Source organism: Microbacterium croceum (genome assembly GCF_023091245.1).
Taxonomy (GTDB): Bacteria; Actinomycetota; Actinomycetes; order Actinomycetales; family Microbacteriaceae; genus Microbacterium; species Microbacterium croceum.
In genome coordinates this window covers 2,150,899-2,171,447 of sequence record NZ_JAHWXN010000001.1, presented here as the reverse complement: position 1 = coordinate 2,171,447, position 20,549 = coordinate 2,150,899, and the positions used below count along the sequence as shown (strand labels likewise).

21 protein-coding genes are annotated in these 20,549 nt (G+C 67.9%); 8 read left to right on the top strand and 13 right to left on the bottom strand.

Features of this window, described 5'->3' with window-relative positions:
* The first annotated feature begins 38 nt into the window (after positions 1-38).
* A complete protein-coding gene (locus tag KZC51_RS10220; RefSeq protein WP_247629873.1) occupies positions 39-623 on the top strand; it encodes a DedA family protein in 585 nt (194 codons plus the stop codon).
* A gap of 38 nt (positions 624-661) precedes the next feature.
* The gene (locus KZC51_RS10215) at positions 662-838 is read left to right on the top strand and encodes a DUF5302 domain-containing protein (protein WP_247629872.1); all 177 of its coding nucleotides are present in this window, start codon (positions 662-664) and stop codon (positions 836-838) included.
* Positions 839-901: 63 nt separating this feature from the next.
* Here KZC51_RS10215 and KZC51_RS10210 read toward each other — a convergent pair whose 3' ends face one another.
* On the bottom strand, positions 902-2,341 hold the full coding sequence (locus tag KZC51_RS10210) for a cation:dicarboxylate symporter family transporter (protein ID WP_247629871.1): 1,440 nt from the start codon (positions 2,339-2,341) through the stop codon (positions 902-904).
* A 144-nt stretch (positions 2,342-2,485) separates the two neighbouring features.
* On the opposite strand from KZC51_RS10210, the gene KZC51_RS10205 reads away from it, so the two are divergent.
* Complete coding sequence (locus KZC51_RS10205; protein ID WP_247629870.1) at positions 2,486-3,763, top strand: sensor histidine kinase; 1,278 nt, start codon at positions 2,486-2,488, stop codon at positions 3,761-3,763.
* Positions 3,760-4,434 carry a response regulator gene (locus tag KZC51_RS10200; protein ID WP_247629869.1) on the top strand — a complete coding sequence of 225 codons (675 nt, stop codon included), beginning with the start codon at positions 3,760-3,762 and terminating at the stop codon, positions 4,432-4,434. Before KZC51_RS10205 ends, KZC51_RS10200 begins: the two co-directional genes overlap by 4 nt.
* Before the next feature lie 30 nt (positions 4,435-4,464).
* Here the strand turns inward: KZC51_RS10200 and KZC51_RS10195 are convergent, their stop codons facing one another.
* Genes KZC51_RS10195 through KZC51_RS10185 form a run of 3 tightly spaced genes read right to left on the bottom strand, consistent with a single transcriptional unit; the run spans position 4,465 to position 7,745 of the window.
* Complete coding sequence (locus tag KZC51_RS10195) at positions 4,465-5,817, bottom strand: FAD-binding oxidoreductase (protein WP_247629868.1); 1,353 nt, start codon at positions 5,815-5,817, stop codon at positions 4,465-4,467.
* 55 nt (positions 5,818-5,872) lie between these two features.
* Positions 5,873-6,517: an FMN reductase gene (locus KZC51_RS10190; RefSeq protein ID WP_247629867.1), complete on the bottom strand. Its 645-nt coding sequence runs from the start codon at positions 6,515-6,517 to the stop codon at positions 5,873-5,875.
* Between the two features lies 1 nt (position 6,518).
* Positions 6,519-7,745: an LLM class flavin-dependent oxidoreductase gene (locus KZC51_RS10185; protein ID WP_247629866.1), complete on the bottom strand. Its 1,227-nt coding sequence runs from the start codon at positions 7,743-7,745 to the stop codon at positions 6,519-6,521.
* Between the two features lie 110 nt (positions 7,746-7,855).
* Between KZC51_RS10185 and KZC51_RS10180 the strand changes: the two genes are divergently transcribed.
* Both KZC51_RS10180 and KZC51_RS10175 read left to right on the top strand, forming a co-directional pair.
* Positions 7,856-8,995 (top strand): acyltransferase family protein, encoded by a 1,140-nt coding sequence (locus tag KZC51_RS10180; protein ID WP_247629865.1) that lies wholly within the window; start codon positions 7,856-7,858, stop codon positions 8,993-8,995.
* A gap of 39 nt (positions 8,996-9,034) precedes the next feature.
* A complete protein-coding gene (locus KZC51_RS10175) occupies positions 9,035-9,898 on the top strand; it encodes a serine hydrolase domain-containing protein (RefSeq protein ID WP_247629864.1) in 864 nt (287 codons plus the stop codon).
* A 31-nt stretch (positions 9,899-9,929) separates the two neighbouring features.
* Here the strand turns inward: KZC51_RS10175 and efeB are convergent, their stop codons facing one another.
* The 3 genes from efeB to efeU are packed head-to-tail and all read right to left on the bottom strand — an operon-like array spanning position 9,930 to position 13,446.
* The gene (gene efeB / locus KZC51_RS10170; protein ID WP_247629863.1) at positions 9,930-11,243 is read right to left on the bottom strand and encodes an iron uptake transporter deferrochelatase/peroxidase subunit; all 1,314 of its coding nucleotides are present in this window, start codon (positions 11,241-11,243) and stop codon (positions 9,930-9,932) included.
* 26 nt (positions 11,244-11,269) lie between these two features.
* Complete coding sequence (gene efeO, locus KZC51_RS10165) at positions 11,270-12,502, bottom strand: iron uptake system protein EfeO (RefSeq protein ID WP_247629862.1); 1,233 nt, start codon at positions 12,500-12,502, stop codon at positions 11,270-11,272.
* Positions 12,499-13,446: an iron uptake transporter permease EfeU gene (gene efeU / locus KZC51_RS10160; RefSeq protein WP_247629861.1), complete on the bottom strand. Its 948-nt coding sequence runs from the start codon at positions 13,444-13,446 to the stop codon at positions 12,499-12,501. The genes efeO and efeU overlap by 4 nt, the downstream gene beginning before the upstream one ends.
* Positions 13,447-13,640: 194 nt before the next feature.
* Between efeU and KZC51_RS10155 the strand changes: the two genes are divergently transcribed.
* Positions 13,641-14,645, top strand: coding sequence for an isopenicillin N synthase family dioxygenase (locus KZC51_RS10155; RefSeq protein ID WP_247629860.1), 1,005 nt, complete (start codon positions 13,641-13,643; stop codon positions 14,643-14,645).
* Positions 14,646-14,726: 81 nt separating this feature from the next.
* On the opposite strand, the gene KZC51_RS10150 is transcribed toward KZC51_RS10155, so the two are convergent.
* From KZC51_RS10150 to rpsO, 3 genes are all read right to left on the bottom strand, one after another.
* On the bottom strand, positions 14,727-15,086 hold the full coding sequence (locus tag KZC51_RS10150) for a transcriptional regulator (RefSeq protein WP_247629859.1): 360 nt from the start codon (positions 15,084-15,086) through the stop codon (positions 14,727-14,729).
* Entirely contained in the window at positions 15,079-15,966 is an 888-nt protein-coding gene (locus KZC51_RS10145) for a hypothetical protein (RefSeq protein WP_247629858.1), read from the bottom strand. The genes KZC51_RS10150 and KZC51_RS10145 overlap by 8 nt, the downstream gene beginning before the upstream one ends.
* A gap of 149 nt (positions 15,967-16,115) precedes the next feature.
* A complete protein-coding gene (gene rpsO / locus KZC51_RS10140; RefSeq protein WP_046014407.1) occupies positions 16,116-16,385 on the bottom strand; it encodes a 30S ribosomal protein S15 in 270 nt (89 codons plus the stop codon).
* A 191-nt stretch (positions 16,386-16,576) separates the two neighbouring features.
* Here rpsO and KZC51_RS10135 point away from each other — a divergent pair, with 191 nt between their 5' ends.
* Positions 16,577-17,869, top strand: coding sequence for an MFS transporter (locus tag KZC51_RS10135; RefSeq protein WP_247629857.1), 1,293 nt, complete (start codon positions 16,577-16,579; stop codon positions 17,867-17,869).
* Positions 17,870-17,897: 28 nt separating this feature from the next.
* Here the strand turns inward: KZC51_RS10135 and KZC51_RS10130 are convergent, their stop codons facing one another.
* The 3 genes from KZC51_RS10130 to KZC51_RS10120 form a co-directional block, all read right to left on the bottom strand.
* Positions 17,898-18,452, bottom strand: coding sequence for a YceI family protein (locus KZC51_RS10130; RefSeq protein WP_247629856.1), 555 nt, complete (start codon positions 18,450-18,452; stop codon positions 17,898-17,900).
* 162 nt (positions 18,453-18,614) lie between these two features.
* A complete protein-coding gene (locus KZC51_RS10125; protein WP_247629855.1) occupies positions 18,615-18,983 on the bottom strand; it encodes an FKBP-type peptidyl-prolyl cis-trans isomerase in 369 nt (122 codons plus the stop codon).
* A 260-nt stretch (positions 18,984-19,243) separates the two neighbouring features.
* The gene (locus KZC51_RS10120; protein ID WP_247629854.1) at positions 19,244-20,536 is read right to left on the bottom strand and encodes a PrsW family intramembrane metalloprotease; all 1,293 of its coding nucleotides are present in this window, start codon (positions 20,534-20,536) and stop codon (positions 19,244-19,246) included.
* Between the last annotated feature and the right edge of the window lie 13 nt (positions 20,537-20,549).

Genomic DNA, 20,549 nt, shown 5'->3' with positions numbered 1-20,549 from the left:
TTTGGTTCCTGTTCACCCACGGAAGGCACCGTGTGGGTGTGCCTGCCGACCTGCTCACCGCGTCTCTGACCGGCCCCTGGAGCCTCGCCCTCATGAGCGTGCTGGTTCTCGGCGACGCGTTCTTCGTGGTCATCCCCGGGGAGATCGCCGTCACCGCGCTCGGAGCCCTCGCCGTGTCCACCGGGTCCCCACCACTCTGGGCCGTCATCGCCTGTGCCGCGGTGGCTGCCACGCTGGGCGATGTCTGCTGCTACCTGATCGGTCGGCAGGTCGGAGTGGAACGCTGGCGCTGGATGCGCGCGCCCCGCATCCAGCAAGCCCTCGGATGGGCGCGGCGCCGACTGGACACCGGCACGGCGACGGTGCTGTTCACGGCGCGGTTCATCCCCTTCGCGCGACTCGCGATCAATCTCGTCGCCGGTGCATCGCGCATCCATCCTCCGCGCTACCTGACCTTGGTCACGCTCGCAGCGATCGGCTGGGCGGCCTACCAGGCGGCCGTGGGCGCGGCCGTCGCCGCGGTCCTTCCCGGCGGACCACTCGTCGCAGTCCCGGTGTCGATCAGCGTGGCCGTCGGTATCGGCCTGCTGATCGACGTCGTCACCCGCCGAGCCCGCAACTGAGTGCCCCGTCCCCACACCTGTGCCTTAGGCTGGCGAACATGAGCACCGAAGAAGGCGCCACCTCCGCTGAGGAGATGAAGCGCAAGTTCAAGGAAGCGCTCGAGAAGAAGAACGCGCACCACCGGCAGGGCGAGGCACACCTCGACGGCGATTCCGCCGTGCACGGCGCGCCCGCCCCGCAGACGCGGCGCGAGTTCCGACGCAAGAGCGGTTGACCACACGGATGCGGGAGCCGACGCTCGTCGACTCCCGCATCCCTCACTCCGCTCTGTGAGTGGTCATCTCGCTGCGGCCCGGACCCGGGCGCGCGCCTCCTTCGCGGCCATCTCATCGAGCGCCGACTCCTTCAGACCCTGGACGTCGACGGCCTCCCGTTCTTCAGCCATCCCGTGCTCGTCGACTCCGTCGAGCTGCGACTCCTCGAAGGGAATCGCGCCGCTCAGCACTTGCTGCACCCGGTCCCGATCGATCTGACGAGTCCACGTGCCGATCAGCAGCGTGGCGACGGCGTTGCCGGTGAAGTTGGTGAGCGCGCGTCCCTCCGACATGAACCGGTCGATACCCACGATCACGCCGACGCCATCGACGAGATCGGGACGGTAGGCCTGGAGTCCTCCCGCGAGCGTGGCGAGCCCGGCACCGGTGACGCCGGCGGCTCCCTTGCTGGCGATGATCATGAACACCAGCAGACCGATCTGCTCGCCGATCGACATCGGCTGTCCCATCCCGGTCGCGATGAACAGCGACGCCATGGTCAGGTAGATCGCCGTGCCGTCGAGGTTGAACGAGTACCCCGTCGGCACGGTGATGCCGACGACCGGCTTCGAGACGCCGATGTGCTCCATCTTCGCGATGAGGCGTGGCAGCGCGGATTCCGACGACGAGGTACCGACGATGAGCAGATACTCCCGAGCCAGGTACTTCACCAGACGGAAGATGTTGACCCGGGTGACGGCGTAGAGCAGCGTCCCGAGCACCACCACGATGAAGAGGATGCAGGTGATGTAGAACGCGATCATCAGCACGCCGAGACTCCAGATAGCGGCGATGCCCGTCTTGCCCACCACCGCGGCGATCGCACCGAAGGCGCCGAGCGGGGCGAGCCACAGGATCATGCCGAGGATGCGGAAGACCAGCTTCTGGAGGTTCTTGACCGCATCCATGATCGGGGCGCCCTTCTCGCCGAGCCCCTGGAGGGCGAAGCCCACCAGCAACGCGATGAACAGGACCTGCAGGACGCTCTCACCTGTGAAGGCGGAGAAGAAGGTCGTCGGGATGATGCCGAGGATGAACTCGGTCGTCGTCTTCGCCTCGGTCTCGGTCGCGTCGTAGCTCGCGTTCGCCATGTCGAGGCCTGCACCGGGGTGGATGATGTTGCCGACGACCAGGCCGATCGCGAGCGCGAACGTGGACATGACCATGAAGTAGAGCAGTGCCAGCCCGCCGATCTTGCCGACGGTCGCCGCCTTCGCGATCGACCCGACACCGACGACGATCGTGCAGAAGATGATCGGGGCGATCATCATCTTGATCAGCGACACGAAGCCCTTGCCGATCGGCTCGAGACTCTGCCCGACCTCCGGCCAGATGAGGCCGACGGCCGCACCGAGCACGACCGCGATGATCACCGACACGTACAGCCAGGTGTGCCGGTCCCAGGCCTGCTTGCCTCGCCGCCAGTGGAATCCCGGAAGTGAGAACCCTGTCGTGATGGCCATGTTTCCTCCTTGATCATGAACGTCTTCGTCTCATGCCCGGTTGCCACGTCGCCGCCGGTGCACCCACGGTCGCGGACTTCCCCGTCTGGCACCATTTGTGGTCGTATTGGTCACGACCGAGATCGACGACGAGCGGAGGATGCGTTGGCTCATACGGCTCGCAGCGCCGCATCACGGGTGTTCCTGGTCCTGCTGGCGGCCGCCCTGATCATCGGCGTGCTCGTCGCGGTGTTCTTGGTCGTCGATGCGCAGCGCGCCATCCGCGCGGAAGCCGAACGCGTGACATCCGCCACGGCCATCGCCCTGGCGAACTCCCCCGTCGTCAGCTCCGCACTCGCGGCGGGCGACCAGGCGAACGCGACTCGAGTCTTGGAGCCGTATGCCATGTCGATCGTCGAGGACGCCGACCTCGACTTCATCACCGTGATGACGACCACGGGGGTACGGATCACCCACCCCGACGTCGAACAGATCGGTCGGCGCTATCTGGGGACCATCCCGGAGGATCCGAGCCCCCTCACCGAGGTCTTCACAGGGACGCTGGGGCCATCGGTCCGCACGATCGAGCCCGTGACGGACGGCGACGGCGAGTTGCTCGGGTGGGTGGCGGCAGGCGTCACGATCGAGTCGATCTCCGAGACGGTGATCCGACGCATCCCGCTCTCGCTCGCGATCACCGCCGGCCTGGTCGTCTTCGGCGCACTGGGTGCGTGGATCGCCCGCCGGATCACCCGAAGAATCGCCGGAGACCTGCCACCGGGACAGGTGCGCGACGCCGTCTCGTCCTACGAGTCCATCCGCACGCTCGGCGACGCGCTGCGCGCACAGACGCACGAGCACGGAAACCGCATGCACACGGCCGTCGCCCTGCTCGAGCTCGGTCGCAGCGCGGAGGCGATCGAGATCCTGACCGAGACGTCACGTCAGAGCCAGTCGCTCGTGGATCAGGTGACCGCCAGGCGACACGGTGACCCTGCCGTCGGGGCGCTCCTGCTCGGCAAGGCGTCACAGGCGAAGGAACGCGGGATCGACTGGCGTGTGCGCATCGAACCTGACACACCTCGATCGCCGCTCTCCGTCGTGGACAGCGTGTCCGTGCTCGGCAACCTGGTCGACAACGCGCTGGATGCCGCCGCCGACTCGGACGACCGCTGGGTCAGCGTGGCGTTGAGCCCTTCCCCGGAGGGCGGGATCGTCCTCGAGGTCTCCGACAGCGGGGCCGGGGTGCCGGAAGAACTCAGCGAGCGGATCTTCACCTCCGGATTCTCCACGAAACCTGGCGGCACGGACGGACGCGGCATCGGTCTCGCTCTCGTCAAGGCCGTGGTCGATGACGCCGGAGGCACTGTCGAGCTCTTCGCACACCCGACCACCTTCCGCGTGATGCTCCCGCGGGCAGACACGCCGCGGAGGCCACGATGATCCGCACCCTGCTCGTGGACGACGACGCCCTGACTCTGGAGCTGCACCGAAACTACGTGGCGCGACTGGACGGCTTCGTCGTCGCCGGCGAGTGCGCGGGCGCGCGCGCCGCCGTGACTGCGGTGCTGGACAGACCGGGGCCTGATGCTTTCGATCTGGTGCTGCTCGACGTCACGATGCCCGACGGTTCCGGCCTCGATGTGCTGCGCATCCTTCGGGCGCGTGCGGCCGCGGTCGATGTGATCGCGATCACCGGGGTACGCGACGCGGACACCGTGCGGCAGATGGCGGCGCTCGGCGTCTTCCAGTACCTGGTGAAGCCCTTCCCCTTCGCGGTGTTCGAGGAACGGATGGCGCAGTACCGCGACCACCGGACTCAGGCCACCGCGACAGCAGGTCAAGCCACGCAGGCGGAGATCGATGCGCTGCTGGGACGCGCAACCGGATCGATCACTCTGCCGAAGGGTCTCTCCTCCGCGTCGCTGGAACGCGTCACCGCCGAGGTCCGCGCCGCAGGACCGTTGTCGGCGACCGAAGCAGCGGAACATCTCGGCATGTCGCGAGTCGCGGTGCGGCGCTATTTGGAGCATCTCGCGGCGGAGGGCCTGGTGGCGCGTGGCGCACGTTACGGCGCCCGTGGCCGGCCGGAGACCGAGTACCGCTGGAGATAGCCGCGCCGCGTCGCACCGGCCGCGTGAATGTCAGCGTGGCAGCCGCCCTTCGTGGAGCAGCGCAGAAGGGTCGGACTTCTCGCGTATCTCGCGAAGCCGCGCGACCTCGCTCGCCGGGGCAGCCTGCTCGAGCGTGCGCCCCGGACTGAGAAAGGTCGGTACCGTGCGCTCGGCAGCGCTCGGCGCGAGGAGCGCACGGAGACCGGACAGGCTGGCGTCTCCCGGTTCGCTCGGCGCGCCGGGGAACAGCGGCGCAAGCGCGTAGACGATCCACCCCACCCCCTGCAGCGAGGCGAAGCCGGGCCGACGCGGCGCATCGAGTGCTCCGCCGAGCATGCGGATGTCGATGCCGATGATCGACGCCTGGTCCGGTCGATCGCGGTACGCGATCAACTCGTCGATCACGGCATCGTCGAGCGTGCGCAGGGCCACGGATGCTCCGCGGCTGGGCGTCGGATCGGTCGGCTCGTTCGACTGCGCGCTCAGGAGGGCCGGCGAGGTCGCTCCGGACTGGTCTCGGCGCACGGTGCCGGCGGACCGGATCGCCGTGAGGAATGCGTCTGCGCTGCCCTCCGTCGAGAGAGCCTGCACCATCACGAAGCTCTGTCCGCGGATCTCCGGCGGCAGCGGAGGCGCGTCGGGCATGCGCATCGAGTTCGTGAAGACGTTCAGCGTCGGGGGCGCGTCGGCAGAGAGGTCACGCACCGCACGCAGCACGGCGGGTGCATCTGCCGCGTCGAACACCAGCGTCGCACCCCACAGCGACGGGGCCGGGACCAGGTCGATCTCGATCGCGGTGACGATGCCGACGACACCCCCGGCACCGCGCAGTGCCCACATCAGATCGGGATCGGTCTCGTCGTCGACGCGCTCGTGCGTGCCATCCGTGCGCAGCACCCACGCCGCGCGCAGGTTGTCGGATCCGAGTCCCGCTGTGCGGCTGAACCACGAATGCCCACCGCCCAGCGTGTAGCCCGTCGCGGTGACCACGGGACTCGTGCCGGCGGGCGCCACCCATCCCGTTCCCTCGAGGGCGTCGACCACCCGGCCCCAGCGCACACCGGCGCCGATGACGGCCGTTCCCCGCGTGAGGTCGATGTCGAGCGCGTCGAAGCCCGACATGCGCACCAGCAGCGCATCGGCGAGGTCGCCTGAAGCCCCATGACCGCCCGGCTGGACCGCGATCTGCACACCGAGGTCGGCCGCTGCCCCCAGGAGCATGCGCAGATCCGACACATCGGCGGGCGTCGCCACGACGGCGGGATGCTGCGCGATGGCGAGATTCCAGGGGCGGCGCGCCTCGTCGTATCCGTCGTCGGAGGGAAGGATCAGGGATCCTGTCAGCGCGCCGCGGACGTCGTCGAATGCAGTGAAACGGGACATGACGCCACCATATGATGCCCCTCGGACATCGTCGACGGCGTCATGCCCCGCACGATCACTCGCCCGCGAGACCGCCGAGCATGTGGCCGAAGGAGCGCCCTTCACCGAGGTAGGTCGCCGGGTCGTAGGGGTCGACCACGGCCGCGGTCTCTCGGCGTGCAATCGCCTCGGCGAGCTCGCGTGCGCCCTTCTCGACACGCTTCGCGAGCGGTGCCACATCATCCCCTGCCCCGCCCCAGTCGCTCGACGCGGCGAAGACGCCCGTCGACACGGCCTCGGCGTGCAGGTAGGCGAACAACGGACGGATGGCGTAGTCGATCGCGAGCGAATGCCGCGCCGTCCCCGCATTGGCGCCGATGAGCACGGGCTTCCCGGTGAGCGCATCGGGGTCGAGCACGTCGATGAACGACTTGAACAACCCGCTGTAACTCGTGGAGAAGATCGGCGTGACGGCGATCAGCGCGTCCGCGGAGACCACGGTGTTGATCGCGGTCTCCAGTGCGGGCGGCGCGAACCCGGTGAGCAGGTTGTTCGTGATGTCGTGTGCGTAGTCGCGCAGCTCGATCACGTCGACGCTGGCCTCGATGTCGTGCCCGGCGAGCGCCTTCACGGTCTCGGCCGCGAGGCGGTCAGCCAGCATCCGCGTCGAGGAAGGATTCGAGAGCCCCGCGGAGATCACCGCGATGCGGCGGGTGGCCATCTCAGGCCTCCTTCCGGCTGAGACCGAACGCGGCGCCCGCGGGGGCGGGCGTGTCCTGGTAGGGCGAGTCCCCGGTCAGGTTGTCTCCGCGATTCGCACCGGGACGCGCCTGGCGGGTGGGGCCGTCGCCGAACTCCGCCTTCACGCGCGCGGCGTGGGTCGGAGCGTCGGGAACCGCGGCCGGACGATCCTTCGCCAGCTCCTTACGCAGCACCGGTACGACCTCGGACCCCAGGATGTCGAGCTGCTCCAGCACCGTCTTCAGCGGCAGGCCGGCGTGATCGATCAGGAAGAGCTGACGCTGGTAGTCACCATAGTGCTCGCGCATCGCGGCGTAGCGGTCGATCACCTGCTGGGGCGAGCCCACGGTGAGCGGCGTCATCTCGGTGAAGTCCTCCATGCTCGGGCCGTGGCCGTAGACGGGAGCGTTGTCGAAGTACGGCCGGAACTCGTTCACGGCGTCCTGCGACTTCGCCGCCATGAACACCTGACCGCCGAGCCCGACGATCGCCTGCTCCGGCGTGCCATGACCGTAGTGGGCGTAGCGCTGACGGTAGAGCTCGATCAGACGCTGGTAGTGCTCCTTGGGCCAGAAGATGTTGTTCGCGAAGAAGCCGTCGCCATAGTACGCAGCCTGCTCGGCGATCTCCGGCGTGCGGATGGAGCCGTGCCACACGAAGGGCGCGACGCCGTCGAGCGGACGGGGCGTCGAGGTGAACCCCTGCAGCGGGGTGCGGAACTTGCCCTCCCAGTCGACCACGTCCTCCCGCCACAGCTTGTGCAGCAGGGCGTAGTTCTCGATCGCGAGCGGGAGTCCCTGGCGGATGTCCTGTCCGAACCAGGGGTAGACCGGTCCGGTGTTGCCGCGACCGAGCATGAGGTCCATGCGACCGTCGGAGACGTGCTGGAGCATCGAGTACTCCTCGGCGATGCGCACCGGGTCGTTCGTGGTGATCAGCGTCGTGGACGTCGAGACGATCAGACGCTCGGTCTGCGCGGCGAGGGCGGCGAGGAACGTCGTGGGGCTGGACGACCAGAACGGCGGGTTGTGGTGCTCGCCGATCGCGAACACGTCGAGGCCCACCTCTTCGCTGTGCTTCGCGATGGCCAGGGTGGCCTTGATCCGCTCCTGCTCGCTGGGCGTGACTCCCGTGGTGGGATCGCGGGTGATGTCGCTGACCGACATGATGCCGAACTGCATCGCCTGCGCGCCTGACTGCTCGCTCATGATTGCTCCGTCTTCTCCGAACCGGATGACTCGGCATCCGCTTCTATTCATTTGAATGTATCTGAGTCAACGTGACACGAGCAACTTTATTCCCCGAGTAGCCTCGGAGGATGAACAGCGCCGGCGCGGACATCGCAGGACCACCGACGGGCGCGGGCTCCGCTGCCAAGCCGCGGCGCCGCGTGCCCTTCTGGGACAACGCACGCTACCTGTGCATCGTGCTCGTCGTGCTCGGGCACGCGATCCAGCGCCTCATCTACGACTCCGACATCGCGTTCGCCTTCTATCTCACGCTGTACGCGTTCCATATGCCGGCGTTCGCGATCATCTCCGGCTACTTCTCCAAGTCGGGCTCGCCCACCAAGACGCAGATGGCCAGGGTGATCACCGACATCCTCGTGCCGTACGTGATCTTCGAACTGCTCTGGACCCTGACGAAGTGGCTGGTGGAGGGTCAGGCGAACCCGAACATCACGCAGCCGTCCTGGACGCTGTGGTTCCTGCTCGCGCTCGGGATCTTCCGCCTGGTGCTCCCCTATCTGGCGCTGCTGCGCTGGCCGTTGGCCTGGACCGTGCTGATATCCCTCGGAGTCGGCTACCTGCCCAACGTGGACAGCACCTTCTCGTTGTCCCGCACCCTCGGACTCCTGCCCTTCTTCGCCCTCGGGTGGTGGCTGCGCGAGCACGACATCGTCCGCCGCTTCCGACTTCTGGATCTCCGTCCGTGGTGGGTGCGCGCAGTCGCGATCGGCGTGATCGCCGCCACCGGGTGGGCCGCCTGGAACTGGCTACCCGTCTGGCAGGCTGCCGACTTGCGCCACTGGTTGTTCTACGAGGACTCCTATGCCGACCTCGGAGGCGAGCAGTGGTGGGCCGGCGGCGTCCGCCTCGCGCTGATGGTGCTCGCCGTCGTGCTGAGCACGGCGTTCTTCGCACTGATCCCGCGGGGAACGCACTGGTGGACGAAGTTCGGGCAGTACACGATGTACGTGTTCCTCCTGCACTCCTTCGTCCTCTACCCCTTCCGCGAGACCGGGGTGCTGCGCGACCTGGAGCCGACCTGGCTCTGGCTGCCGCTCGTCACCGTGCTCTCGGTGCTCGTCGCGCTGGCACTGGCCACCGCGCCCGTACGACGCGTGTTCCGGCCGCTCGTCGAACCGCGACCGAAGTGGCTGTTCGCCGACCCTGCCCTCGCCTCACGAGAGGGCAGCCGGAACGATCCCACCGGGGCACGCCGACCGCGCCGATGACGGCGCCGCGGAACCACCGACTCCGGGTACCGTGAAGGGGTGACCCGTGCTGAGACGATCCGTGACCGCATCGTGCAGGAAACAGCTTCGACCGGATTCGGGGCACACGGCCTCCACGTGCTGATCGGTGCGGACACGGCCACGCACCGATGGACCCCCGACATCCGAGAGGACATCCACTCGGTGGCGAAGGGCATCTGCGTCATGGCGGCCGCGATCGCCGCCGAGGAAGGGTACATCTCCTTCGACGCACCGGTCGCGGCGTATCTGAAGGGCTTCGCGCTCGGTGACGGGGTCGATCAGGTCACGCTCCGCCACCTGCTCACGATGACGAGCGGCATCGACCTCCCCTGGTCGGAGACGATGATGACCGACTGGCCCGACCTCGCGTCGGAGTTCCTCGGGCGGCCAACGCCGGGGCGGCGCTTCCAGTACTCGAACGCGAGCACCTATACCGCCATGCGCGTCATCGAGACGCAGGTCGGCGATGTCGCGGCCTACCTCGAACCCCGACTGTTCGCCCCGCTCGGATTGACGCAGGTCCCGTGGGAGCGATGCCCGAACGGCCGGATCGTCGCCGGTGGCGGCGTGGCTCTGCGGACAGAGGAGATGGCCCGCCTCGGGCGACTGATCCGAGATCGCGGTGTCTGGGAGGGGCGTCAGCTGGTCGCGCCGGCGTGGATCGATGCCATGCACTCCGACTGGGTGGTCGCGGGTGAGAGCCCGGGGTACGACCGCTACGCGCTTGCCGGCTGGGGTGGACCCGGCGACGCCTGGCGACTCCACGGCGCCTATGGTCAGCTGCTCATCTTCACGGCTGACGCAGTGGTGACCATCACTGCCGACGACCACTTCGGCGCCGACGCGATGGTGGCTTTCGTGGTCGAGACGCTCGCCTCCTGAGCCTGTGGCGCAGACCGGAGCGCCTGCGCGGCTAGGCGAACAGCTCGGCGCCGACATAGGAACCCGGCCGCGCCCCACGCGGAATCGCCCAGATGCCTGATCCGACGTGGCGGATGTACTCGTTCATCAGGTCCGTTGACAGGCGCCGCTGCAGTGTGATGAAGTGCGCCGGATCCCGCTGGTATGACAGGAAGAAGAGTCCGGCGTCCAGACGCCCGAGGTCGTTGTTGCCGTCGACGTAGTTGTAGCCGCGGCGGAGGATGCGGATACCGTCGTTCTGCTCCGGATGCGCGAGCCTGACGTGGCTGTTCGCGTCGATCGATGTCCCGCTGAAGTTCGGCGCCGTGAACTCGTCGCCTCCGGAGAGCGGAGCGCCCTCCCCCTTGTCTCGGCCGACGATCGTGTCCTGCTCGGCGAGACGCACCCGATCCCAGGTCTCGATCAGCATCGCGATCTTGCGGGCGACGAGATACGACCCGCCGGCGAGCCAGCTCGGCTCGTCCTCATCCGCCACCCAGACGTGCGCGTCCAGCGCCTTCTGGTCGTCGGCCAGGATGTTCGCAGTACCGTCCTTGAAGCCGAACAGATTGCGTGGAGTCGCGGCGGTCGCGGTCGTGCGCGAGGTCTTGCCGAAACCGAGCTGCGACCAGCGCAGTCGCGCACGCCCGAACGCGAGCCGGCTGAGATTGCGGATCGCGTGCACCGCCACCTGCGGGTCGTCCGCACAGGCCTGGATGCACAGGTCGCCGTGCGAACCCTGCGGATCGAGGTCGTCGCCAAGGAAGGCGGGAAGTCGCTCGAGACCTTTCGGGCGCAGCGCCGCGATTCCATACCGGTCGCCGTCTTCGTTCTCGAACAGTCCAGGACCGAAGCCGAAGGTGATCGTGAGCCCCGCTGCGGGCAGGCCCAGCGCTTCGCCGGTGTCCTCCGGCGGCTGCTCCGCCGGACCGCCGACAGCACCCGTCGCACTGACTTCGAGGCCCTGGGTCATGCGAGACGCCGCGTACGACCAGTCCTGCAGGAGAGAGATCAGGTCGTCGCGGTCGGTGCGCGGCATCATGTCGAACGACGCGAAGTGCAGATGATCCTGCACCGCAGTCGTGATTCCGGCCTGATGGTCGCCGAAGAAGGCGTAGGGGTCCTGCGCGTCCGCCGCGGCCCGCGCCCTCCCTAGCGCGACTCCACCGGCGAGTCCGGCTCCCGCACCGACGGCGAGCCCCGCGACTCCACCGCCGATCGCGAGTCCGAGCAGACCCCGCCTGCTCAGACCGGCCGGAGCGGATGCCGCAGCCTGCTCCGCGCTCGACGCTTCTTCGGCCGCGGCATCCGTTCCTGATTCATTCACGTGCGTGATCGTATCCGGTCAGCGGATCAGTCGAGCACCGTGCCGGTGAGCTGCGACAGCGGCTCGGCCAGGGCGTTGATCAGATCGGTGAATTCCCGCTTGTCCTGGTCGGTGAGCTCGGAGTAGCCCACGAAGCCATCGGCGAGGGAGCCGTGCGCGGCGAGCGATGTCTCGAGCGCGGCGTAGCCGTCTTCGATCTCGGCGACGAGCGCCGCGCCGTCGTCGCCCTGGGCCGCTGCGAAGTCCTGCACGAGAGAGAAGGCCATCTTCGATCCCTCGACGTTCGCCGCGAAGTCGTAGAGGTCGGTGCCGGACCACCAGTCCTCCTCGCCGGAGATCTTGCCGGTCGCGACCTCGTCGAGCAGCGCGATCGCCCCGTTCGAGATGCCGCCGATGCCCTGGTCGTCGAGCGCGGTGGTGAAGTCGTCGGAGTGCACGTAGTCGTAGAGCTCCTGCACGTCGGCGAGGAGCATGTCACCGAAGTCGGCGCGCTCCTGGGGTGTCGACGGCGCCCAGTCCTGCCACGCCGACGTCTCGCCGTCGGCGTTCAGCGCGTCCTTCGCCGGCACCCACAGGTCCTTCTCGATACGGTGGAAGCCGGTCCAGTCGAGTCCCTCGGCGACGGCGTCGACCTCGCGGTAGTCGATGCGCGGATCGAGGTCGCCCAGCGCCTCGGCGACCGGTTCGATGCGCTCGTAGTAGGCGCGGGTCTGCGGGAAGAGCGCGCGGGCGGTCTCATCGTCGCCGGACTCGTAGGCGGCGACGAAGTCCTCGACGGCGGGAACGAGCTGGCCGACCTGATCCTTGACGAACGCGCCGTAGAGGTCGACGGCCTGCTGCTTCTGCTCGGCGCCCGGACCATCGACGCTCACCCGCTCGCCGGTGACTGTGAAGGAGGCCTTGCCCACGCCCTCGCCGATCATGCCGGGCTTGCACAGGGTGTAGTACTCGCCCGGCTGCGCGACCACCGTGAGGGTACGCGACGCCGACGGCGCGATGTTCTCGACCTCGCCGACGATGCGCAGGCCGTCTTCGGCGAGCAGGTAGAACTCCGTGATCTGATCGGTGTCGTTGGCCACCGAGAACGTCAGGGTTCCGCTGGCGGCCGTCGAACCCGACACGACGCAGTCGCTGTCGGTGGAGGAGACATCGAACGCGGCGGCAGCGTCGACGTCGGTCTTGGCGACGCATCCGCTCAGGACGAGCGCCGCAGCTCCGGTGGCGGCGAGCACGCCGAGGATCCGATAGGGGGTGGTCATGCTGCTCCTTGTTGTGCGAGAGAGGTCTTCGTGGCGGCGTCCGGGTCCGCAGCGGGCTGCGGCGTCGAGGGACGACGCGGACGAAGACCGCGGACGTAGAACGATCCGACGATGGTGATGTAGAGGGTCCACCCGACGACCTGCAACCAGGTCATGGCGGGCATGAAGCCGACGGTCGCCTGCAGGATCGCCGCGAGCGGTCCTCGCGGGGCGATGGCGGTCGACACGTCGAAGGCCCATCCGAACGGGAAGGCAGCCCACCCGATCGCGACATCGCCGGTGGCGGGGTCGATGGGGGCTGCGGGCGTGAACGGCCCGGGAATCGCACCGGCTTCCTGCAGATCCATGACCGCATAGGCGAGCACGCCGGCGGCGACGACGACCAGGAATCCGCCGGTCCAGGCAAAGAAGCGTCGGAGATCGAGCGTGACAGCGCCCCGCGAGATCAGCCCGCCGATCACGACGGCGGCAGCGAGCCCGAGCAAGGCCCCGACGATCGCAGTCGGAGCATCGCCGAAGGACTGCACCATCGACCACAGCAGCAGGGTGGTCTCGATTCCCTCGCGCGAGACGGATACGAACCCGATCGCGACGAGCGCCCAGAGGCCCCCCGTGGTGAGAGCTTTGTCCACGCCGCCTTCGAGTGTCGCCTTCATGGTGCGGCCGGCGCGCTGCATCCAGAAGATCATCCAGGTGACCATGCCGACCGCGAGGAGGGAGAGCAGGCCGCCGATCAGCTCCTGCGCCGTGAAGGTCAGCTCGTACGCACCGAAGGTGAGTACCGCACCGATTCCGAGGGCGAGGACGATCGCGAGACCCACACCCGCCCACAGCTTCGGAAGCGCGTCCTGGCGGCCGAGCCGTCGGAGGTAGGCGACGAGAATGCCGACGACGAGCGCGGCTTCGAGCCCCTCGCGGAGGCCGATCAGGAAGGTGGCGAGCACGGAATGAAACTCTCTGCAGATCGATGAGGTAAGGCATCCCTTACCAACGAGACTTTATCACCGCAGGTCGACCGTTCGTGACATCCGATGTGCGGACAAAGGGCAGCCACAGTGGAGATGCGGGCAGTCGTCGGGGAAAGTAACGCGACGCAACACTCGGCCGCGCTCCGAGCACGCGGATCTACCCTCGGGTCATGGCTGAACTCTCGCTTCCCATCCTCGACCTGTCCGAGCTCGACAACGGCCCCGAGTCGGCCACGCGGTTCCGCGACGATCTGCGCGCCGCGACGCACGATGTCGGGTTCTTCTACCTGACCGGAACCGGCATCTCCCCCGAGCTCGAGGCGCGACTGCACCAGGCCGCGCTCGACTTCTTCGCCCTGCCGGAGGCCGACAAGCTCGCGATCGAGAACGTCAACAGCCCGCACTTCCGGGGCTACACGCGCGTCGGCGGCGAACGCACGCAGGGCAAGGTCGACTGGCGCGAGCAGATCGACATCGGACCCGAGCGCCAGCCGATCGTCGGCGGCCCCGCGTTCAACCGCCTGGTGGGCCCGAACCTGTGGCCGGCCGCGCAGCCGGAGCTGCAGGACGTGGTCGCCGAGTGGCACGCCACCCTGTCCGATGTCGCCCGCAAGCTCCTGCGCGCCTGGGCGCAGACGCTCGGTGCCGAAGAGACATACTTCGACGAGCACTTCGGGGAACCCTCGACGCTGATCAAGATCGTGCGCTACCCGGGGACGGATGCGCCCGAGCCCCAACAGGGCGTCGGCGCACACAAGGACTCGGGTGTGCTCACCCTGCTGTGGGTGGAGCCGGGCAAGGGCGGGCTCCAGGTCGAGCGCGACGGCGCCTGGGTGGACGCACCCCCGGTGCCGGGTGCCTTCGTCGTCAACATCGGCGAGCTGCTCGAGTACGCCACCGGCGGCTACCTCAAAGCGACGAACCACCGCGTCGTCTCCCCGAAGGCCCCGGACGAGCGCATCTCCATCCCGTTCTTCTTCAACCCGGCACTCGACAAGCGCCTTCCGCTGATCGAGCTACCGGCCGAGCTCGCCGCCGAAGCGAACGGTGTCACCGATGACCCGAGCAACCCGATCCATGCACTGTACGGCGAGAACGCCCTGAAGTCGCGCCTGCGCGCACATCCGGACGTCGCGGCCATCCACCATGCGGACCTCGTCGGCACCTCGGCCTGACGCACGCGCAGAGGCGTTCGGCTACCAGTCGAGTGCCTCTGCGAGCGCCTGATGATCAGGCTCCCTGACGCGATCAGAGGTTCAGTCGTGCGGGCCTGACGACCAGGTCAGCTGACCTCCGCCGAGCTCGACGATCTCCCGCAGCGCGCCGAGGTGACCGGCGAAAGCCCGCTGCCCGGCAGTCGTCGACCGAACCCAGGTGCGCGGCCGGCTACCGACGTACCCCTTCCGTGTCGACAGGTAACCCGCGTCCTGCAGGTGGGCGATCGCCTTGCTGAGCACGGAATCGTTCGCCTGCAGAACACCGGCGAGGGTCGCGAAGTCGAGTTCGACCCCGTCGCCGAGCGACGCGAGGATCGAGAAACGGATCGGTGTGGCGAAGTTGTCGTCGAGGCGGGTACGCGGGTGACCTCTGTCCGCAGCCGCGCGGATGTCAGGCACGCCCGTCCGCCTTCGCCGACAACGGCGCGAGCGACGCGATCAGGGCCAGGACGACGATGCCCGCTCCGGCCAGGACACCGACGTGAGCATTGACGGCCCCCGTCGACCCGACGACGACAGTGACACCGAGCGCCGCGATCCCTGCGAACAGCATCAGGAACTGCGGCCACCGCCAGACCTGGCCGAGGTATGCCAGGCCCCAGTCTGTTCCGCCGCCGACGCTCGCGACGATGAGCGCGATGCCGGCCAGCACGGTGAGCACCGACGTGAACAGCGTCTCTCCCATCGCTGCAGTGACGATCATGGTGCCGAGCAGGATCCCGAACGCCAGAGTCGTCCCCCGCGCCGGCCAGACGAACGGCGGGAGCTCTCGTCTGGCTGCCTGCGGTGCACCACGCGACAGCCACAACTGACAGGTCCCGATGGCGAGGAGCACGAGGACCGCGAAGCCGGCGGGAGCGAGGATCAGGCCCAGCGGGAGGAAGGATCCGTTCTCGGACAACAGGCTCAGCAGGTACGTGGCGATGACGCCCGCTCCCGCGAGCACGAGTGCGCCGTAGTAGAACCACCGCCGGCGAGTGAAGCGGCGCTGCCCGCCGAATCGTTCGGTCACGCCCGTCAGCACCTGCCCGGCCATCAGGAACGCCAGGACGAGAAGCATCGCCACCGACGTCTCGCCGGCACGGAACGCGACGATCGTGGAGCCGACCAGTCCCGCCACCAGCACGCCTTGGACGATCGTCAGCCAGCCTTGCGGACGGAGATTCACCTGATCATCGCGGCGCTCGCGAACACGACCGACCTCGTCGATATAGCGGCGCGCGACTTCGGGCGAAGGCGGGTCGAGTGGCGCTGCGCCCCGCATCGGTTTCTGGTCCATGACGACCTCGCATTCTGTTTCCGAGTGGAAAGCTCACCACTTTCCTAATGGAAACTCACACGTGAATCAACTCCGACGACGACGAAGGCCGCCCCACACCTGGGACGGCCTTCTCAAGAATGTTCTGCGCGATTGTACGCAGGGTCGCGTTATCGGCGAAGCCCGAGACGCTCGATCAGCGAGCGGTAACGCTCGATGTCGATGTCCTGGAGGTAGCCGAGCAGACGACGGCGCTGACCCACCATGAGGAACAGACCACGACGCGAGTGGTGGTCGTGCTTGTGCTCCTTGAGGTGTTCGGTGAGGTCCTTGATGCGCTGCGTCAGCATTGCGACCTGCACCTCGGGGGATCCGGTGTCACCGGGGTGCGTCGCGTACTCTTCCATGATCGCCTTCTTGGCGTCAGACTCGAGCGGCATAGATGGGATCCCCTTTCAGTTCGTTGCGCGGCGCCCGACGCCTGATACGTGGGCTCTCTTTATCCGCGGCCGATCAAACGGCAACCTGAAGAGTCTACCAGCCCGGGACGCTCTTCGACGACCGCGCCCGCACGGGCCGCCGACCTCGTGCTCCGATACGCTCGAGAGGTGCGATACGGCGAGATCACAGGATGAGTGCGCGGCGCGGAGTACTCATCGATCTGAGCCCTCTCACCGAGAATCCGGCGTTCGCGCGCATGTGGATCGGATCCACGCTCTCGGGCATCGGAGGACAGCTCACACTCGTCACTGTGATGCTGCACGTGTTCGCACTCACGGGCAGCACTTTCGCCGTCTCGATGATCGCGGTGGCCGGCCTCATCCCGATGATCCTCGCCGGCCTCTACGGCGGCATGCTCGCCGACGCGTTCGACCGTCGCCGGGTGGCACTCATCGCCGCCACCGTGACGTTCGCGTCGACCGCGCTGCTCGCCGCCCTCACGTGGTCGGGCGGCGAGACGATCTGGTGGCTCTACGCTCTCAGCATGATCAACTCGGCCGCCAACTCGGTCGGGATGGCGACCCGTACCGCGATCGTGCCTCGCCTGATCCCGCGCGACAAGCTCGCCGCCGCCTCCGCCCTCAACGGGGTCGCCTTCGGGCTCACCGTCATGGCCGGCCCCGCACTGGCCGGCCTCTTGGTCGCCCTGACCGGCTACGGCTGGACCTACACGATCGACGTCGTCCTCATGCTCTCGATGTTCCTCGGACTGTGGACGCTGCCATCACTGCGACCCGAGGGAGACGTGGTGCGCCCAGGGCTGGCGTCTCTGGTCGACGGCTGGCGCTTCCTGCGCCGAGCCGGCAACATCCGGATGCAGTACATCCTCGACATCATCGCGATGACGTTCGGGCAGCCCCTGGTACTCTTCCCCGCGCTCGGCACCGTCCTCCTCGGGGGTGGAGCACTCACGACGGGGCTGCTCACCGCCGCCGTAGCGGTCGGCACGTTCGCATCGAGCCTGTTCTCCGGCCGCGTGGTGCAGTACCGCTGGCACGGGCGCGGCATCGAGCGCGCGGTCGAAGCCTACGGTGCAGCCATCCTGCTCTTCGGACTCGTCCTGCTGGTCGGCGCCGGGACAGACCCCGCGACGGAGACGAGTCCGCACATCGCGCTGATCGTGCTCGCCTGCATCGCTCTCGCGTTCTCCGGCGCCGCCGACAACGTCAGCTCGATCTACCGGAACACGATGATGCAGGCCGCGGTCCCCGATGCCATGCGCGGTCGGCTGCAAGGCGTGTTCATCGTCGTGGTCGCGGGCGGTCCGCGGGTCGGCGCGCTCTACGCCGGCACGCTCGCGACGTTCACGGCGCTGTGGTTCCCTCCCCTGCTGGGCGGCTTCCTCGTGATCGCGCTCGTCGCGGTCCTTGCTCGTCGCAGCTCGAGGTTCCGCGGCTACGACGCAGAGAACCCCGAGCCCTGAGGGCCCGGGGTTCTCCGTCGCACAGTGATCAGTCCTGCTGCAGGGAACCCTGCAGGTCGAGGCTGATCGTGACGTCCTTGCCGACGAGCACGCCACCGGTCTCGAGTGCGGCATTCCAGGTCAGACCGAAGTCCTCGCGGTTGATGACGGTCTTCGCCGAAGCGCCGGCCTTGTAGTTGCCCCACGGGTCGCTGCCGAAGCCGCCGAAGTCGAGCTCGAAGCTCACCGGCTTGGTGATGCCGCGGATCGTGAGGTCGCCGTCGACGAACAGGTCGCCGTCCTCGACGCGCGCACCGGTCGAGACGAACTCCATGGTCGGGAAGTTCTCGGTGTCGAAGAAGTCTGCGGAGCGCAGGTGCGTGTCGCGTCCTTCGTCCTTGGTGTCGATCGAGGTGACGTCGACGCTCGCCTCGACCTTGGCCTCGAGCGGGTTCTCGGGAGCGATCAGAGTCGCGCTCTTGACGCCGAAGGTGCCGCGCACCTTGGAGATCATCATGTGGCGGACGCTGAAGGTGACCTCGCTGTGCGAGGGGTCCAGCACCCAGGTGCCGGGGCGGTAGCCGGGAACGTCGATCGTGGTCATGGGATCTCCTTACGGGACAAGGGCCGCAACTGCGGCATATGAGTAGTCAACTCGCATTCAGAAGAATACATTCCCTCGAATAGGAATCTCCTGGAGAAAAGCCACAGGGCGACGCAGAACGCGCCCTCCCCCGCAGGGAAGGGCGCGTCATGCAGAGGTCGGTCAGCCGACTGCGACGAGGTCGATGATGAAGATCAGCGACTTGCCGGACAAGAAGTGTCCGCCGCCCGCGGGGCCGTACGCCAGGTGCGGCGGGATCACGAGCTCACGGCGACCGCCGACCTTCATGCCGGGGATGCCATCCTGCCAGCCCTGGATCAGGCCGCGCAGCGGGAACTGGATGGTCTCACCACGCCCCCAGGACGAGTCGAACTCCTCGCCGGACTCGAACTCGACCCCGGCGTAGTGCACGGTGACGGTGTCGCCGGGCTTGGCCTCGGCACCATCACCTTCGATGAGGTCGCGGACCACGAGCTCCGAGGGAGCGGGACCGGTGGGGGCGTCGAACTCAGGCTTTGTGCGATCAGTCATGACTCCATCCAACCGGAGCCCCGCCGACCGGTCAACGCGTGCGCACCTGCTCACAGCGAACATTCCGCACCCCCGCGCGCCTCGCACATGATCGTCGTCGGGCGGCCGATCGACTGTGTCAGCAAGTGACCCTTGACACCCGCGACGACCGGGTGCACCCTGTTTACAGATCAACTCAGCGCCCGGTAGACATGCAGGCATCGCCGCAGCATCGGGCGCTGAGTCTTGTCCTGGCTGGTGCTTCTCAGCCGGAGAGACCGTCAGTAAGCGAGCAGCGCCGCCCTGGTCGCGCGCGTGCGGATCAGTAGCGCCCTCTCGTCTTCCGCAGCCAGGGGATCACGACCGGTGATCGCGCGCTGGCGCACGGATGCCAGAGCCGTCGCATCCTTGATGAACTCGCGCATGAGGGGACGACGGTCTCCGCGAAGCTGCGCCGCCCACGCCAGCCCGACCTTGCGTCCTGCCGGCGTCGCGAGCATGGTGACCTCCTCTGGCGTGAACCAGCCGGCGGCGGCGTACTCGCTGAGCCGGATCCGTGTCAGGCGCGCCTCCTCGCGGCGCAGGGCGACGATACCGAGGATGAAGCCTACGAAGAGCGGCACCTGCAGCGTGAAGTACAGCGCGAAGAAGTCGGCGAACGTCGCGGACCCGTTCCACAGGCCGTGCAGCAGGATCGCGCCGAGCAGCCCCAGCAGACCGGCACCGAGTGCCGTCCCTGCCGATGCATGGCGGCGTGCAGCGAGACCGATCGCGAAGCCGGTGAGCGCCGTGAACATCGCATGGGCGAACGGGGAGAGCAAGGCGCGCACGACGAAGGTGACGGTGAGCTGCTCCCCACCGCCTTCGATCAGGCTGATCGCGAAGTACTGGATGTTCTCGGTGAACGCGAAGCCCGCACCGACGAGCGCGCCGTAGACCACTCCATCGATCGGTCCGTCGAACGCTCGTCGTGCGACCAGGAAGATCAGGAAGACGCCGAATCCCTTCCAGAACTCCTCGACGATCGGTGCCTGGAACACGGACGAGAGCGCCTCGTCGCGCGGGCCGACCAGCAGAGTGAGGCCGACATCGACCAGCAGTGTCAGACCGACTGCGGCGATCGCTCCCCACGCGATGGCGAAGAACACGAGCCTCTTCGGCTCCGGCTCCCACCGGTCGATCATCCGCACGCCCAGGAACACGATCGTGAGCGGGATGAGAGCGAGCACCAGCCCGATCACGGAGGCGGTAGGGCCGAGCGCCCACGCGAAGTAGCCGATCAGTGCGATCAGCAGGAAGCCGAGCAGACCGAACAGCCAGATCGATACCGTGCGGCCCTTGGTGGTCGGCACCGGCAGCGCCGGCAGGGACTCGGCGGGCGACGGTGCCACCGGCGCGGGCGGCGTGTAGCTCGTCGGCTGTGCGAGAGCGGACTCGTACGTCGGCTGCTGCGCGAACCGGGCCGGTGTATAGGGCGACTGGGAGTATTGCTGCGGCGTGTACGGCGACGGCTCTGCGGGCGGCGGCGTGTACGGCGACGGCTGCGGCGGCTGAGGCGGTCCTCCGAAAGTCATAGCCAAAGCATAT

Coding starts and splice junctions, on each gene's coding strand:
- KZC51_RS10210 (WP_247629871.1), bottom strand. CDS start 2,341: ATGGCCATCACGACAGGGTTCTCACTTCCGGGATTCCACTGGCGGCGA.
- KZC51_RS10135 (WP_247629857.1), top strand. CDS start 16,577: ATGAGTGCGCGGCGCGGAGTACTCATCGATCTGAGCCCTCTCACCGAG.
- KZC51_RS10200 (WP_247629869.1), top strand. CDS start 3,760: ATGATCCGCACCCTGCTCGTGGACGACGACGCCCTGACTCTGGAGCTG.
- KZC51_RS10180 (WP_247629865.1), top strand. CDS start 7,856: ATGAACAGCGCCGGCGCGGACATCGCAGGACCACCGACGGGCGCGGGC.
- KZC51_RS10190 (WP_247629867.1), bottom strand. CDS start 6,517: ATGGCCACCCGCCGCATCGCGGTGATCTCCGCGGGGCTCTCGAATCCT.
- KZC51_RS10125 (WP_247629855.1), bottom strand. CDS start 18,983: ATGACTGATCGCACAAAGCCTGAGTTCGACGCCCCCACCGGTCCCGCT.
- efeO (WP_247629862.1), bottom strand. CDS start 12,502: ATGACCACCCCCTATCGGATCCTCGGCGTGCTCGCCGCCACCGGAGCT.
- KZC51_RS10215 (WP_247629872.1), top strand. CDS start 662: ATGAGCACCGAAGAAGGCGCCACCTCCGCTGAGGAGATGAAGCGCAAG.
- KZC51_RS10155 (WP_247629860.1), top strand. CDS start 13,641: ATGGCTGAACTCTCGCTTCCCATCCTCGACCTGTCCGAGCTCGACAAC.
- KZC51_RS10130 (WP_247629856.1), bottom strand. CDS start 18,452: ATGACCACGATCGACGTTCCCGGCTACCGCCCCGGCACCTGGGTGCTG.
- KZC51_RS10185 (WP_247629866.1), bottom strand. CDS start 7,745: ATGAGCGAGCAGTCAGGCGCGCAGGCGATGCAGTTCGGCATCATGTCG.
- rpsO (WP_046014407.1), bottom strand. CDS start 16,385: ATGCCGCTCGAGTCTGACGCCAAGAAGGCGATCATGGAAGAGTACGCG.
- KZC51_RS10195 (WP_247629868.1), bottom strand. CDS start 5,817: ATGTCCCGTTTCACTGCATTCGACGACGTCCGCGGCGCGCTGACAGGA.
- KZC51_RS10120 (WP_247629854.1), bottom strand. CDS start 20,536: ATGACTTTCGGAGGACCGCCTCAGCCGCCGCAGCCGTCGCCGTACACG.
- KZC51_RS10145 (WP_247629858.1), bottom strand. CDS start 15,966: ATGGACCAGAAACCGATGCGGGGCGCAGCGCCACTCGACCCGCCTTCG.